Consider the following 15,288-nt stretch of genomic DNA (forward strand, 5'->3'; position numbering starts at 1 on the left):
TCCTCACATCCGGAAGACGCCGAAGCCGGTTTCACCCAGCGGAGCGTTGGCACACGCGGTCAGGGCCAGCCCCAGCACCTGCCGGGTCTCCAGCGGGTCGATCACCCCGTCGTCCCAGAGCCTGGCCGTGGCGTAGTAGGCGTTGCCCTGGGTCTCGTACTGCTCGCGGATCGGGGCCTTGAAGGCCTCCTCGTCGGCCGCGCTCCAGTCGTCGCCCAACTGGTCGCGCTTGACCGTCGCGAGGACGGACGCGGCCTGCTCGCCGCCCATGACGGAGATCTTCGCGTTGGGCCACATCCACAGGAAGCGGGGGGAGTAGGCCCGGCCGCACATGGAGTAGTTGCCCGCCCCGTACGAACCGCCGACCACCACGGTCAGCTTCGGGACCCGGGTGCAGGCGACCGCCGTGACCATCTTGGCGCCGTGCTTGGCGATGCCGCCGGCCTCGTAGTCCCGGCCGACCATGAACCCGGAGATGTTCTGCAGGAAGACCAGCGGGATGCCGCGCTGGTCGCACAGCTCGATGAAGTGGGCGCCCTTCTGGGCGGACTCGGAGAACAGGATGCCGTTGTTGGCGACGATCCCGACCGGGTGGCCGTGGATCCGGGCGAAGCCGGTGATCAGCGTCGTCCCGTACTCGGCCTTGAACTCGGCGAACCGCGAGCCGTCGACGACCCGGGCGATCACCTCGCGCACGTCGTACGGGGTGCGGGAGTCGACCGGGACGGCGCCGTACAGACCCGCGGGATCGACCTTCGGCTCCTCGACGGGCTGCACGGACCACGGCAGCGCGCCCCGGTCCGGCAGGGTGGCGACGATGTTCCGCACGATCCGCAGCGCGTGCGCGTCGTCCTCGGCGAGATGGTCGGTCACCCCCGACGTGCGGGAGTGCACCTCGCCGCCGCCCAGCTCCTCGGCCGTCACGACCTCGCCGGTCGCGGCCTTCACCAGCGGCGGGCCGCCCAGGAAGATCGTGCCCTGGTTGCGGACGATCACGGCCTCGTCGCTCATCGCGGGGACGTACGCCCCGCCCGCCGTGCACGAGCCCAGCACCGCCGCGATCTGCGGAATGCCGGCCCCCGACATCCGGGCCTGGTTGTAGAAGATCCGCCCGAAGTGCTCCCGGTCTGGGAAGACCTCGTCCTGCATCGGCAGGAACGCGCCGCCCGAGTCGACGAGATACAGGCAGGGGAGACGGTTCTCCAGCGCCACTTCCTGGGCCCGCAGGTGCTTCTTCACCGTCATCGGGTAGTACGTGCCGCCCTTGACGGTCGCGTCATTGGCGACGATCACACACTCCCGGCCGCTGACCCGGCCGATCCCGGCGATCACCCCGGCCGCCGGGGCGGCGCCCCCGTACAGCCCCTCGGCCGCCAGCGGGGCCAGCTCCAGGAACGGGGAACCCGGGTCGAGCAGGGTGTCCACCCGCTCCCTGGGCAGCAGCTTGCCGCGCGCCACATGCCGGGCGCGGGCCCTCTCACCCCCGCCGAGCCTGGCCGTGGCGAGCCGCTCACGCAGCTCGTCGGCGAGCGCGTGATGCGCCGCCTCGTTGGCCTTCCAGGCCTCGGAGGCGGGATCGGCCGCGCTCGCCAGCACCGGTGCCTGCTGCATCGTGTCGAGCCCCCTTGCCCGTACCGCAGTAGTTAGTGACCGTTAACGTCCGACTTCAGGTTAACGAGCGCTAACAGCCTTGTCCAGGGCGGAATGCCGGGGCGGAATAATGGCTCGCGCCGCTCCCTGACTCGGGGCGGCGACGGTCGCGGACCGACGATGGCCTTCGGGGTGGGGGAAAAGGCGGATGACGCAGCAGTCGCAGATACGGAAGCAGACGGTTCGGGGCGCGGGCGCGGGGGAGGGAGCGGCCGTTGGAGTGACCGGGGGGCCGCGCGTCCTCGAAGTGGACGCCCTGCGCGGGTTCGCGCTCGCCGGGATCCTGGTCGTGAATCTCCTGACGACCGCCGGACCTCCCGCCGCCAGGGGCGGCCTCGCGGCCGTGCACGCGGCGGACGGGGCGGTGGAATGGCTGGTCGTTCTCCTCGCGCAGTCGAAGTTCTACCTGCTCTTCTCGTTCCTCTTCGGATACAGCTTCACCCTCCAGATGGACTCGGCCGAGCGCGCCGGCGCGCGCTTCGCGCCCCGGATGTCACGGCGGCTGGCCGGACTGTTCGTGCTCGGAATCGCGCACGCGGTGCTGCTGTACACCGGCGACATCCTCATGATCTACGCCCTGCTCGGGCTGGTCCTGCTGGCCGCCCGGAACGCCGGACCCGCCAAGGTCCGGCGGGCGGCGCTGTGGGTGTTCGGCGTCGCGGGCGGGTTCCTGCTGCTGATCGGGCTGGGCGCGGCCCTGTTCGACCCGGGCGACCTGGGCGAGTCCGCCACCGTGAAGGCCGAGCTGACCGCCGCGTACCGGGGCGGCTTCACCGAGGTCGTCGGCGCCAACATCCGGGCACTGCCCGAGACCCTGGCGGCCGTTCCGCTGATGGGCGGATTCGTGGTCGCCGCCTTCCTCGTGGGGTTCGTGGCCGGACGGCGGCAGTGGCTCGGGGCGGCCGCGCTCGCCGACCGGGCGCGGCTGCGCCGCATCTGCCTGACGGGTCTCGCGGTCGGGGTCCCCGGGGCGGTCTTCTCCGCCGCGGCGCTCGTGGGACCGCTGCCGGAACGCTGGACGCTGCTGGGCCTGGCGGTCGGTATGGTGGCGGCCCCGGCGCTCTCGGCCGCGTACGCCACCGGGCTGCTGCTCTGGTTCACCACGCGGGGCGGTGCCGCGACGGCCGGGGTCCTCGCGCCCGCCGGGCGGATGGCGCTGACCAACTATCTGACCCAGTCGCTCGTCATGGCCCTGGTCTTCTCCGGGTACGGGCTCGGCCTGTACGGGCGTACGGGCGCCGCTGCGGCGGTCGGTGGGGCGCTGGTGCTGTACGCCTGCCAGCTCGCCCTGAGCGGGTGGCTGATGCGCCGGTACCGGCTCGGGCCGGTGGAGTGGCTGCTGCGTGCGGTGACGCTGTGGGCGCGGCCCGGCAGGAGTTAACGTTCGCTAACCGGACTGTCTAGAATCGAATCCATGACCACGAGGACGGACGCCCCCACTCGCCGCGAGCAGATCCTCAAGGAGGCCGCCCGCCTCTTTGCCGAGCGCGGCTTCCACGGCGTCGGTGTCGACGAGATAGGTGCCGCCGTCGGCATCAGCGGTCCGGGGCTCTATCGCCACTTCCCCGGCAAGGACGCGATGCTCGCCGAGCTGCTGGTCGGCATCAGTGAGCGGCTGCTGGCGGGCGGGCAGCTGCGCGTGTCGGAGGACGCGGCGTGCGAGGACGGCTCCCCGCGGGCCCTGCTCGACGCGCTCATCGAGGGGCACATCGACTTCGCCCTCGACGACCGCCCCCTGATCACCCTCCACGACCGCGAGCTGGACCGTCTCCGGGACGCCGACCGCAAGCGGGTCCGCCAGCTCCAGCGGCAGTACGTCGAGGTGTGGGTGGAGGTGGTCCGCGAGATGTATCCGGACCTGCCCGAGCACGAGGCCCGCGCCGCCGTTCACGCCGTCTTCGGCCTGCTGAACTCGACCCCGCACCTCGGCCGGCCCGGCGCCCAGCCGGACCGCGCGGACACGGCGGCACTGCTGCACCGGCTGGCCCGCGGGGCGTTCGAGGCGGCGGCCCGCGCGTAGGGCGGGTCGGCGGGTGTCCGGCGGGTGTGTCCGCGTTTTCCGCCCGGCCTTGAACATATGAATTAATGCGAAAGGGGTGAGGTGTCTCCTCATATTCCCTTTCATTTTCCTCGATGAGCGCCGTCGGACGCAGTTCCGCGGGGTCCGCAGGCTTATGGTTTGAGCTGTCTCACTCGCGCCTGATGGGGAATTTGAATGAAAACATGTCAGGTTTCGATCGTTGTCCCATGTTTCAATGAGGACGAGATCATCGAGGTATTCCACCGTGCGTTGATCTCCGCCCTCGAACCGACTCGGCGGACCTTCGAGATCTGTTATGTCGACGATGGCAGCAGCGACCGGACCAGGCTCCGGATCGGTTCGCTCGCCACTGCGGACCGACGGGTCCGCTACACCTCCTTCAGCCGCAATTTCGGCAAGGAGGCCGCCATGCTCGCGGGACTGCGCATGTCCCGCGGTGACGCCGTCGTCCTCATGGACGCCGACCTCCAGCACCCGCCCGAACTGCTGCCCCGCATGCTGGAGCTGAGGCAGCGCGGCTACGACCAGGTCGTCGCGCGGCGCGACCGAGTGGGAGAAGGCGCCCTGCGCACCTTTCTCAGCGCCCTCTACTACCGGGCCATCGGCCGGTGCATGGACGTCGAGGTCGTCGACGGCGAGGGCGACTTCAGACTGCTGTCGCGCACCGCCGTGGACGCCGTGCTCGCGCTGCCCGAGACCAACCGGTTCTCCAAGGGGATCTTCTCCTGGATCGGCTTCGACACCGTCGGTTTCACCTACCGGAACGTCCAGCGCGCGGCGGGAACTTCGAAGTGGGGCGGCAGACGCCTGCTCAACTACGGGATCGACGGGCTGATCTCCTTCAACAGTCATCCGCTGCGCCTGGCCATCCACATCGGCCTCGCGCTCGCGCTGGCGGCACTGGGATACGCCGTGTGGACCATCGTCGGCGTCGTGCTCCACGGTGTCGTCGTACCCGGCTACACCACCCTGCTGACCGCTGTCGTGGCGCTCGGCGGAATCCAGCTCGCCACGCTCGGCGTCATCGGCGAATACGTGGGACGGATCTACTCCGAGTCGAAACGCCGCCCGCACTACCTGGTGCGGGAGACGAACGAATCCCCGCACGCCCGCCCGGTCGATATTCCGGCAGAGGTGCGTCCGGGCCCGTCCGACCCCGAGGGCGGGAGACCGCCGGCGCGACGCACCGGGGCGACCGCGCTCGGGGCGCCGAGGAGGCGCACCCTGCGCCAGTTCATCGAATTCGGGTTGATCGGAATCATCAATACGGCGGTATATCTGGCGGTATACGCCTCGCTGAATGTATGGATTCCCTATCTGGCCGCACATGTCATCGGATATGCGGTCAGCGTCGTGGGATCATTCCTGCTCAACTCCTGCATCACCTGCCGCACGAAGCCGACCTGGCACGCCTTCGTCCGGTATCCCCTGTCGAGCGTCGTCAATCTCGTACTCACCGGAATTCTGCTCTACCTCGGCGTGAGCAGGCTGGGCATGGACAAGAACATCGCCGCCGTGGCCGCAGGGATCCTCGCCACCCCCTTTTCGTTCCTGCTCGCCCGCTGGGCCATCGACTCCGGTGCCGCCCTCGCCCGGCAGGACTGCCGCCCGGCCGGGAGCAGTACCGGACACACCACACCGTGAACCCACGCCTGAACCTTCTGGCACGCAGGACGCGAGCAACGCACGAAGGGCACCAGTGCACATGACCACGAACACGTCGAAATCCGCCGGCACACAGGCGGAGGGCGGGAAATCCCCCAGGGCGGAACCCGGCTTGGGCCCCGCGCGGTGGTGGACGGCGATCGGGACGTCGGGCCTCGCCCTGCTGCCGCTCGCCCTGCTCGGCGCGGCTTTCTGGATCGGCAGGCTGGTCCGCCCGGGAGGGGACGACTGGTGCTTTCTCCCGGTCGTACGGGACGAGGGCGCCTCTGGGATGATCGGGAAGTTCTTCCTCCACGACAACGGACGCATCGCCAACGCGTTGCTCGTCATCGGGTACGGAGCCTTCGGCGTCCCGGGCCACCAATGGTTCGCCCTGGTCAGCGGAGTGCTCATGCTGGGCATCCTCTGGGCGCTGGTCGCCTCCGTGCTCAAGAGGGCCGGGCTGACCGCGCCACGTGGGCTGGCGCTGCTGGTGGGCGCGACGACGGCGGCGCTCTTCTTCTTCGCGACGCCCAACCCGTACAAGGCGTTCTACTGGCCCGCCTCCTCCGTGTCGCACACCGTCGCACCGGTGCTGGCCTGCGCCGCCGTGATCCCGCTGCTCCGGGCACGGACGCGGTGGGGACGCGCCTTCGCGCTGGGCGTCGCGTACCTGGCGGGGATCTTCATCGGCACCCTGTCGGAGGAGACGGCGATCGTCGCGGTCGTCGTGCTCGCCGCCGCCCTGCTGATGAGCCGGTGGGCGCTTCCCGGGGCCGGCCGGACCCGTACGCGTGTCTGGTGCGTGGTCGCGTTCGCCGGGGTCGCCGTCGGGACGGCCATCCTGTACCTGTCGCCCGGCGCACGCTTCCGGCGCGGACGGTTCGGCGCCGACAGCACCTCCATGTTCGGCCCTGAGGCGCTGACCGCGGCGCTGCGGTCGTTCGCACACGTCCTGGGAACGGTCTTCACGACCTGGCAGTACCTGGGAGCGGTCGCCGTCGGCGTGCTGCTGGGCCTGCTGGTGCGCGAAAGCGAGCGAGGAACGGATGTGCCGGACGGGTCCCTGCGCCGCAGGCCCCTCCGCCTGGTTCTCGTCGGATTCCTCGCCTTCCTGGTCTCCTGCTACCTCTGCGTCGTCGTCACCCGCCCCGTCTTCGGGGCGAGCGTGGGGACCGCGTCGCGTATCTGGGGCGACTTCCTTCTGCTGTACGTGCTGCTCCTGGTCGGCGCCGGCGCCCTGCTGGGCCGCTGGCTGCGGGGCCGCCGGTGGGGGATCCGTACGGCGACGGCGGGCGTCGCCGCCGTCATGTGCGCCGCGAGCTGCGTCGGCCTCGCCGTCCCGCTGTTCCGGCTGGAACGGCAGATGGACGTGCGTGCCCAGCGGTGGGACCGTCAGGACCGCGCGCTGAGGGAAGGGGCGGCGCGCGGCGCCCGGGTGCTCCCGTACACGCCGGTGTCGGTCAGCGGGATGCTGGAGCCCTTCGGCAACCACGGCCGACGGGCGTGGCCGGCGAAGTGCGTCGCCCAGTACTACCACCTGGAGAAGATCACGCACTCGACCCGGCTGCCCTGACCGGCGGCCGGGTTCGATCCGTCCGTCGGGCAAGACACCCGGCACACTGCGCACACCTGACGGCACAATGGGTTCATGCCGATACCCAGCCGTGCCGCTCTCGTCGAACATCTCGTCCGTACGCGTATCGCCGGAGACGTCGCCACACCGCGCGACAACAACCTCTCCCACTACCGCAAGCTCGCCAACGGCGACCGCCACTACTGGCTCGGCCTGGAGCTCGGTGACCGGTGGTGCGACGAGCAGGACGTACTGGCGGTGATGGCCGAGCGCTGCGGGGTCAGCGACGATCCGGAGCACCGGTTCGGGCAGGACACCATCGACCCGGAGCTGACGGTCGACGCCCTGGAGCGGATGGCGGCGCGGCTGCGGAAGGCGGTGGCGGGGGCGGAGCGGGTGCTGTTCGCGACCGGCCATCCGGGCGGGCTCCTCGATGTGCACCGGCAGACCGCGGAGGCGCTGCGGGCCGCCGGATGCGAGATCGTGACGATTCCCTCGGGGCTGATCGCCGACGAGGGCATGGTGTTCCAGTTCGCGGACGTCGCCGTGCAGGAGCGCGGCGCGACCCTCTGGCACACCCACTCGCCCGCCCCGATGGCCGCCATCCTGGACGGCCTGGAGCGCGAGGGCCGCCCGCTGCCGGACCTGGTCGTCGCCGACCACGGCTGGGCGGGGTGCGCGGCGCAGCGCGGTCTCGACGCGATCGGGTACGCGGACTGCAACGACCCGGCACTCTTCCTCGGCGAGGCGGAGGGGACGCTCCAGGTGGCCGTCCCGCTGGACGACCATGTGCTGGACCCGCGGTTCTACGACCCGATGACGGAGTATCTGCTGGACGCGGCGGGGCTGACGAGGGGCTGACGAGGGGGCAGGGGGCGCGCAGGCCGGGGCCGTCCCCCGCCCGGTCAGACCGACCCGGTACCCGCCCCGCCCGCCCCGCGCCCCCGCTGTTTCAGGCCCGGGGTCGGGTCCAGGTACACCCGCCGGATCGACGGATAGCGCTCGCGCAGCTGCTCCTCGGCCTCCTCGCACGCCCACTCGATCTGGTCGGCGGTCGAGGCGTCCCGGAAGTCGATCTTCGCGGCGATCAGGATCTCGGTCGGGCCCTGGATGAGCGTGGTGAGTTCCAGCACGTCGATGATGTGCGGTACGGAGAGCAGTTCCTCGCGGATGCCGGCCCGCATCGGCTTCGACACCGGGCGCCCGATCAGCAACTGGGCGTTGGACCGGCCCAGCACCCAGGCGACGTACACCAGCAGCAGGCCGATCAGGATCGACGCGATGCCGTCCCAGACCCCGGAGCCGGTCAGCTGGCCGCCGAGCAGGCCGCCCGCGGCGAGCAGCAGACCCACCAGCGCCGCCGAGTCCTCCATCACCACGGCCTTGACCGCGGTGTCGGGGGTGTGGCGGAAGTAGTGCCCGACGGGCGCCCCCAGCCGCGCGGCCTCGCCGCGGACCTGCCGGACCCCGGTGCGCAGCGAGTAGCCCTCCAGCAGGAAGGCCACCGCGAGCACGATGTACGAGACGAGCGGATCGCCGAGCTCCTCGCCCGCCGCGAGGGTGTGGACGCCGTCGTAGACGGAGAAGACCGCACCGCCGACGAACGTGGCCACGGAGGCGAGCATCGCCCAGATGTAGCGCTCGGGGCCGTAGCCCAGCGGGTGTTCCTCGTCCGCGGGCTTGTCGCTGCGTTTCAGCGCGGTGAGCAGCAGCAGTTCGGTGACCGTGTCGGCGACCGAGTGCGCCGCCTCGGAGAGCATCGCGCTCGATCCGCTGATCACCCCGGCGACCGCCTTCGCCACGGCGATGCCGAGGTTGGCGGCCGCCGCGACGACGACCGTGAACGCGGACTCCCCGCCGCCGGACTTCGTACCACTTGTGGTCTCGTCGCTCATGGTGGGGAGTATGTCCGAATTGACAGGACATGGCCTGCAGGCGTCAGGTGTGCGTCAGTCGCGGGGTACGCGGACCACGCCCTCCTGGATGACGGTGATCGCCAGCCGGCCGTCCTGGGTGTAGATCCGGGCCTGGCCGAGCCCGCGCCCGCCGGACGCGGACGGCGACTCCTGGTCGTACAGCAGCCATTCGTCGGCCCGGAACGGCCGGTGGAACCACATCGCGTGGTCCAGGCTGGCGCCGACCACGTCGCCGACCGCCCAGCCCCCGCGCCCATGGGCGAGGAGCACCGAGTCGAGCAGCGTCATGTCGGAGACGTACGTGGCCATGCAGACATGGAGCAGCGGGTCGTCCGCGAGCTTGCCGTTGGTGCGGAACCACACCTGGGAGCGGGGCTCGCGCGGTTCGCCGACGGTGCCGAAGGGCGGCTCGTCCACGTACCGCAGGTCGACCGCGGCCCGCGCCTCGATCAGCCGGTCCACGACCCCCGGCCCGCTGAAGCGGTCCGCGTACCGGGGCAGCATCTGCTCCGCCGTGGGCAGCGTCTCCGGGTCCGGGGCGGACGGCATGGCCGCCTGGTGCTCCAGGCCCTCCTCGTACGTCTGGAACGAGGCCGAGAGGTGGAAGATCGGCTGGCCGTGCTGGACGGCGACGACCCGGCGGGTGGTGAAGGAGCGGCCGTCGCGGATGCGGTCGACGCTGTAGACGATCGGCGCGCCCGGGTCGCCCATCCGGAGGAAGTAGGAATGCAGGGAATGGGCGGTCCGGTCGGCGGGGACGGTGCGGCCCGCGGCGACCAGGGCCTGGGCCGCGACCTGGCCGCCGAAGACCCGGGGGACGACCGCCGAACGGCTCGTACCCCGGAAGATGTCCCGCTCGATCTGCTCGAGGTCGAGCAGATCGAGCAGGGAGTCGAGTGCTGCGCTCATGGAAGGAACGTAGCCGCTCTCACAGGCCCATGGACTTGGCGATGATCGACTTCATGACCTCGTTGGTGCCGCCGTAGATGCGGTTGACCCGGTTGTCCGCGTACAGGCGGGCGATCGGGTACTCGTTCATGTAGCCGTAGCCGCCGTGCAGCTGGAGGCAGCGGTCGATGACGCGGTGTGCGACCTCGGTGCAGAACAGCTTCGCGGAGGCGGCCTCGGCGGCGGTCAGCTCACCGGCGTCGAGGGCCTCCAGGGCGCGGTCGGCGACGGCCTCGGCGGCGTCCACCTCGGCCTGGCAGGCGGCCAGCTCGAACTTGGTGTTCTGGAAGGACGCGACGGTCTTGCCGAAGACGGTGCGCTCCTGCACGTACTCCTGCGCGAACCGGACTGCGGCCCTGGCCTGCGCGTACGCGCCGTAGGCGATGCCCCAGCGCTCGGACGGCAGGTTCTGGCCGAGGTAGTAGAAGCCCTTGTTCTCCTCGCCGAGCAGGTCCTCGACGGGCACCTTCACGTCGGCGAAGGCCAGCTCGGCGGTGTCGGACGTCCGCAGGCCGAGCTTGTCGAGCTTGCGGCCCAGGGAGTAGCCCTCGGACTTGGTGTCGACGGCGAACAGGGAGATGCCGAAGCGGCGGTCCTCGGCGGTCGGAGCCGAGGTACGGGCGCAGACGATGACGCGGTCGGCGTGGACGCCGCCCGTGATGAAGGTCTTGGAACCGTTGAGCACGTAGTGCGTGCCGTCTTCCGAGAGCTTGGCGGTGGTCTTCATGCCCGCGAGGTCGGAACCGGTGCCCGGCTCGGTCATCGCGAGGGCCCACATCTCCTCGGCGGAGACGAACTTCGGCAGGTAGCGCTTCTTCTGCTCGTCGTTGGCGAGCATCTTGATGTACGGCAGGGCGAGCAGGACGTGCACGTTGGATCCGCCGAAGTTGACGCCCGCGCGGGCGGTCTCCTCGTACTGGACGGCCTCGAACTTGTGGGTCTCCAGGCCGGCGCCGCCGAACTCCTCGGGCACGTTGATGCCGAACAGGCCGAGGTCGGCGAGCTTGGTGTAGAGCTCGCGCGGCACGATGCCCTGCTGGAACCACTCGTCGTAGTGGGGGACGACCTCGGCCTCGATGAAGGCGCGTATGGTCTCCCGGAACGCCTCGTGGTCCTCGTTGAATGCCGTACGGCGCACGGGGTGCCTCCTAGATCAGCTTCGGTCGGCGTCGGCCCGGCCGGCGGCCTGGCTAAGCGCTTGCTCAGATACATTCAAAAGTTACCCGGCAGTCATGGAAGCTGTCCAGGGTGATGCGCGGCACGCCCGGCCGCGGACATCGTCGCCCGGACGCGGCATGCGGAGGCCCTCCCCGGCAGGTGGCCGGGGAGGGCCGTCGTACTTCTGTGACCGTCGCCGCTACTGGGGCTTGAAGGAACGGATCTGGTAGTTCCCCTGGAGGTTGCCACCGCTGCCGGCGGGGGTGGAGCCGACCCGGGAGTTGTAGTTGGTCTGGGTGTAGTACTGCACGCGGTGCCCGGTCGCGTTCCACACGGAGCGGACGTTCTGGCCCCGCTGGATGAACGAGCAGTCGTCGGCGGTATTCGCCCGCTTCTTGTCCGACCACTGGCAGCGGGTGCCGCCTCCGTTCCAGTCGCTGTAGATGCAGAAGTAGCCGGGGCTGCAGCTGTAGGAAGCCCTGGCGCTCCCGACGGCGGCGTTCTGGACGGTGGCGGTTCCGGCGGCGGCGTTCTCGGCTGCTGTGGCTGCGGCGGGTCCGGAGCCGAGCCCCAGGGTCAAGGCGATCGAGGTGACGGCGAGCGCGGTGATGCGGTTCATGGCGAAGCCTCTTCATTCCCATGTGTGACGGAGTGAGTACTCTCGGCGATCATCACCGTGTCACGGCTGTTGCCGCAGAAGCCAGGGCGGAGGGAGGGGCGCCCGAAGCGTGCGTCACGGCTCGGGGCACCCCTGTGTACACCGGCGCGCACATTCGCCGTTCGCCTGCCCGGACCACGGGGTCATGGGGCGGGCCTTACCGGATCACCGAGTGCGGTAGGCGTCGATGACGGTCTGGGTGAGGGTGTTCCCGTCGGTGTCGGTCAGCGCGGCGCGCAAAGAGACGCCGGTGCCCGCGCGCGGGCTGTGGATCTCGACGGCGCCCCGCTCGACCGGGACCCGGGTCCACGAAGTGCCACCGTCCACGGATACGGAGACCGCCACCGACCGTACGCGTCCGTTCGCGGCGGCGCCCAGCACGGTGACCGGGACACGGAGCGTCTCGTTCGCCGGCGCGGTGCCGGTCGGGCTGAGTTCGGGCGAGAACCGCACGGCGCTCACCGGCACCGGGACCGGACCTCCCGTCGTGTCCGAGGTGAAGGTCCACGACGTGGTCACCCGCGTGGCGACGCCGGGCGCGCCGCCACGCTTCACCGTGCTGGTGAGCCGGTACGCCGCGGGCCCCGGCTCCAGGGTGAACCCGGCCTTTCCCGGGGTGCCGGTCTTCGTCCCGACGCGCACGCCGTTGCGGTGCAGGGTGGTCGACGCCGTGTCGTACGACGGTGACGACGGCACGTGGCCGTCGCCGTCGGCGAGCAGCGGGACATCGACGGCGAGCCGGTCGCCGTCGCGCACGACGCCGGGGCGGTCGGTGAGATCGGGGCCGAAGACGGCGTTGTCGAAGGTGTGGGTGGTCGTACTTCCGGCGCGTACGGCGATGCCGTTGGCGCTGTAGCGGTTCGATGCCGCGCCGGGCGCGGTGGGGGCCCAGTAAGTGATGTCCCAGGTGCCGCGTTCGGGCGTCACGAAGTAGGTGGCGGTCGCGGGGGTCGGCAGGGTCTGGGTGACGCCGAGGGTCGGTCCGGCAGTGGGCTGCAGGTCGACAGTCGCCCGCCCCTCGGTGCCCGGCCGCGCCGCGCCGCGGATCTGCACAGTGGCCAGGTCCTTCGCGGCAGGGTGCCGGACGAGCCCGGTCAGGGCGCGGCTGCCGGTGAAGGTGTGGCCGAGCGCGTAGCCGGCGGTCCCGGTGGTCCAGTAGGAGTCGAACCACTGCTCCACCGATCCGGGTTCGCTGTCGGGGCCCAGGTGTGCGACGCGCAGGTTCGGTGTGCCGTTGACGAGGTTGGCGGTCCGGACCGCGCCGTCGTGCTTGACCTGGACGAACATCACGCTGTGCCGGAAACCTGCGGAGGAGTCGGGCGGGGTCACGTCGACAGGGGCGGTGGTCCGCGCGTCGACGGTGATGGTGGTGTCGTGGTCGAGGTCGAGGCGCGGCTGGACGACCCAGTCCGTGCCGTTTGCCGCCGTGCCGGTGGTCAGGGCACTGTCCAGGAGGTACCGGCCCTTGGGTAGACGCACGGTGGTCGTACCGGAGGCGTCGTACGGCTGGACGGCCTCGTCGGCACCCGGCCCGGAGACTCCGGTGACGTGGGTGGTGTAGTCCGCCGTCTTGTGGCCGGTGCGGTCGAGGTGATTGATCGTGAGGGTGTACGTCGTCGGCTCCGCGGCAAAGGCGGCGGTGTTCCACGCGGGCGTCGTGCTGCCGACCAGGGCGACGGCGACAGCGAGTGTCCGGAGCGCGCTCCGGCGGGATACGGAAGAACTGTTCATGACTTGTACTGCGCTGCCGGGCGTCGGCGTTCCCGTGAGCTGAGTCACACGGGATGCGGGGCGTGACCCGGGGCGGGCATGCATGTGGCGCACGTCACCGGAACCGGCGCAACGTGCGCGGCAGAGCAGAGTGTGGAATCACTCATGAGGAATCGCTTCCGCCGCGGAGACCGCGACGCCCTGGGGGAGCTGTACGACGAGCACGCCCAAGCGGTGTACCGCTATGCCTTGCGGGTGACGGGCAACTGGGCGGAGGCCGAGGACGTCGTCTCGTCGACCTTCCTGGAAGCGTGGCGCAGCCGCGAGAGGCTGAACCCCGACGGGGACGGTCTGCGCCCGTGGCTGCTGGGCATCGCCACCAACATCATGCGCCGCAACGCACGCACACGCCGAAGCCGCGAGACCGCGCTCGCCCGCGTCCCGGAACGCGGCTCGATTCCGGACTTCGCCGACGACCTCGTCACACACCTCGCGGACACCGAGCAGCTGCGTGCCGCACACGCCGCACTCGCGCGCCTGCGGCGCCGGGACCGGGAGGTCTTCACCCTCGTGGTGTGGGCCGGCCTGGACTACGCGGCAGCGGCCGAGGCGCTCGGCGTGGCGGTCGGCACCGTCCGGTCGCGCCTGTCCCGCGCCCGTACCCGACTGCGCGAGCTCACCGAGGCCGAAACCCGCGCCACACGCCCGCGGGACACGTGGGCCGGAACCGAACGTCCACCCGCGGCGGGAAACAGAGCCCCCGCCGCGACCACCGCCACCACCACCCCCGACAAGCCACTGCCGGGCCGCACCCCCGTGGCCCCGTTGCTGACCCAGGAGAACCACGGATGAACTTCACCTCGCGGCGCCGTACGCACCACCGGTCCGAGGAGACCGAAGGTCCCGGCCTCACCGCACTGCTGCCCCCGCCGTCGGTCCCCGGTCTGGACCCCGACCGTGAACTGCTGCTGAAGGAAGCGTTGCTGCGCGAGGCCGCCGTCACGGAACCGCGTGGCGGCCTCACCCCTCGGGCCTCGCGCCCGCGCCGACGTCTGGTCCGGGTCATGGTGCCCGCTGTCGCCTGCGCCCTGGCGGTCGGCGGCGTCGTGGTGGTGAACCTCGCGGACGCGCCGGGGCACGGCGCCGCCGCGGTCCCGGGCGGCCGCACCCCCGGCACGTCCGAAGCGGCACAGCTCCTCGACCGCATCGCACTCGCCGCCGCCGGGCAGAAGCAACCGACGGTCCGCGCCGACCAGTTCGTGTACATCGAGAGCAAGGTCGCCTTCGCCGGGCAGAGCGCCGGGGGCGGCGAGGTGACCATGCCTCCCGCGCACACGCGGCAGGTGTGGCTGTCCGCCGACGGCAGCCGCCCCGGCCTGCTGCGTGAGGAGGGCGAGCCCGACTCCTCGCTCGGCGGCGACGCACCGGTCTACGACCTCGACGGCCGAGGGGCGACACCCCGGCCCCGCACCGCACACAAGAAGGCCGCGTCGATCAGCGACCCGACGCACGAGTACGTCGCGTCGCTGCCCACCGACCCGGACGCCCTGCTGAAGCTGATCCGGGACGAGACCCACGGGCAGGGCCAGGACCCGGACCAGCGGGCATTCACCGCGATCGGCGACCTGTTGGCCGAGACCTGGGCACCCCCGCAGGTCGGCGCCGCGCTCTACCAGGCCGCCGCGAAGATCCCCGGAGTCACGGTGATCGATGCGGCCACCGACGCCGCAGGACGCGAGGGCGTCGCCGTCGCCCGTACGGCACACGGGCAGCAGACGCAGTGGATCTTCGACCGGGCCACGTACGCGTTCCTCGGCGAGCGCACGGTCCTCACCGAATCCGGCGACGCCGGCCCGGCCGGAACCGTTGTCGGCACCTCCGCGGTCCTCACCCGAGCCGCGGTCGACCGTACCGGCGAGGCTCCCGCCCCGACGACGGCGTAACACGGCAGCCCCGCACACTCGCACGGCACGAACAGCCCCGTCCC

13 protein-coding genes are annotated in these 15,288 nt (G+C 71.1%); 7 read left to right on the forward strand and 6 right to left on the reverse strand.

Annotation, left to right across the window (positions count from 1 at the left end; all coding sequences use genetic code 11):
- Nucleotides 1-3 precede the first annotated feature (3 nt).
- The gene (locus OG842_RS25290; RefSeq protein WP_266732813.1) at nucleotides 4-1,611 is read right to left on the reverse strand and encodes a carboxyl transferase domain-containing protein; all 1,608 of its coding nucleotides are present in this window, start codon (nucleotides 1,609-1,611) and stop codon (nucleotides 4-6) included.
- Nucleotides 1,612-1,870: 259 nt separating this feature from the next.
- Here OG842_RS25290 and OG842_RS25295 point away from each other — a divergent pair, with 259 nt between their 5' ends.
- From OG842_RS25295 to OG842_RS25315, 5 genes are all read left to right on the forward strand, one after another.
- Nucleotides 1,871-3,031 carry a DUF418 domain-containing protein gene (locus tag OG842_RS25295; RefSeq protein ID WP_266732814.1) on the forward strand — a complete coding sequence of 387 codons (1,161 nt, stop codon included), beginning with the start codon at nucleotides 1,871-1,873 and terminating at the stop codon, nucleotides 3,029-3,031.
- A gap of 33 nt (nucleotides 3,032-3,064) precedes the next feature.
- On the forward strand, nucleotides 3,065-3,670 hold the full coding sequence (locus OG842_RS25300; RefSeq protein ID WP_266732816.1) for an SACE_7040 family transcriptional regulator: 606 nt from the start codon (nucleotides 3,065-3,067) through the stop codon (nucleotides 3,668-3,670).
- Between the two features lie 195 nt (nucleotides 3,671-3,865).
- The gene (locus OG842_RS25305; protein ID WP_266732817.1) at nucleotides 3,866-5,335 is read left to right on the forward strand and encodes a glycosyltransferase; all 1,470 of its coding nucleotides are present in this window, start codon (nucleotides 3,866-3,868) and stop codon (nucleotides 5,333-5,335) included.
- 61 nt (nucleotides 5,336-5,396) lie between these two features.
- Nucleotides 5,397-6,911: a DUF6056 family protein gene (locus OG842_RS25310; RefSeq protein ID WP_266732818.1), complete on the forward strand. Its 1,515-nt coding sequence runs from the start codon at nucleotides 5,397-5,399 to the stop codon at nucleotides 6,909-6,911.
- A 75-nt stretch (nucleotides 6,912-6,986) separates the two neighbouring features.
- The gene (locus OG842_RS25315) at nucleotides 6,987-7,772 is read left to right on the forward strand and encodes a phosphatase (protein ID WP_328512531.1); all 786 of its coding nucleotides are present in this window, start codon (nucleotides 6,987-6,989) and stop codon (nucleotides 7,770-7,772) included.
- A 44-nt stretch (nucleotides 7,773-7,816) separates the two neighbouring features.
- Here the strand turns inward: OG842_RS25315 and OG842_RS25320 are convergent, their stop codons facing one another.
- The 5 genes from OG842_RS25320 to OG842_RS25340 form a co-directional block, all read right to left on the reverse strand.
- Nucleotides 7,817-8,806 (reverse strand): cation diffusion facilitator family transporter, encoded by a 990-nt coding sequence (locus tag OG842_RS25320; protein WP_328512532.1) that lies wholly within the window; start codon nucleotides 8,804-8,806, stop codon nucleotides 7,817-7,819.
- 54 nt (nucleotides 8,807-8,860) lie between these two features.
- Nucleotides 8,861-9,736 (reverse strand): acyl-CoA thioesterase, encoded by an 876-nt coding sequence (locus tag OG842_RS25325; RefSeq protein ID WP_328512533.1) that lies wholly within the window; start codon nucleotides 9,734-9,736, stop codon nucleotides 8,861-8,863.
- A 19-nt stretch (nucleotides 9,737-9,755) separates the two neighbouring features.
- On the reverse strand, nucleotides 9,756-10,913 hold the full coding sequence (locus tag OG842_RS25330) for an acyl-CoA dehydrogenase family protein (RefSeq protein WP_328512534.1): 1,158 nt from the start codon (nucleotides 10,911-10,913) through the stop codon (nucleotides 9,756-9,758).
- 219 nt (nucleotides 10,914-11,132) lie between these two features.
- Nucleotides 11,133-11,552: a peptidase inhibitor family I36 protein gene (locus OG842_RS25335; protein WP_328512535.1), complete on the reverse strand. Its 420-nt coding sequence runs from the start codon at nucleotides 11,550-11,552 to the stop codon at nucleotides 11,133-11,135.
- Between the two features lie 204 nt (nucleotides 11,553-11,756).
- Complete coding sequence (locus OG842_RS25340; protein ID WP_266732828.1) at nucleotides 11,757-13,322, reverse strand: serine protease; 1,566 nt, start codon at nucleotides 13,320-13,322, stop codon at nucleotides 11,757-11,759.
- Between the two features lie 144 nt (nucleotides 13,323-13,466).
- On the opposite strand from OG842_RS25340, the gene OG842_RS25345 reads away from it, so the two are divergent.
- Together OG842_RS25345 and OG842_RS25350 are read left to right on the forward strand one after the other, a co-directional pair.
- Complete coding sequence (locus OG842_RS25345; RefSeq protein WP_266732829.1) at nucleotides 13,467-14,153, forward strand: RNA polymerase sigma factor; 687 nt, start codon at nucleotides 13,467-13,469, stop codon at nucleotides 14,151-14,153.
- Nucleotides 14,150-15,244, forward strand: coding sequence for a CU044_5270 family protein (locus OG842_RS25350; RefSeq protein WP_328512536.1), 1,095 nt, complete (start codon nucleotides 14,150-14,152; stop codon nucleotides 15,242-15,244). Before OG842_RS25345 ends, OG842_RS25350 begins: the two co-directional genes overlap by 4 nt.
- Nucleotides 15,245-15,288 lie beyond the last annotated feature (44 nt).

This window comes from Streptomyces sp. NBC_00376, assembly GCF_036077095.1.
Classification (GTDB): domain Bacteria; phylum Actinomycetota; class Actinomycetes; order Streptomycetales; family Streptomycetaceae; genus Streptomyces.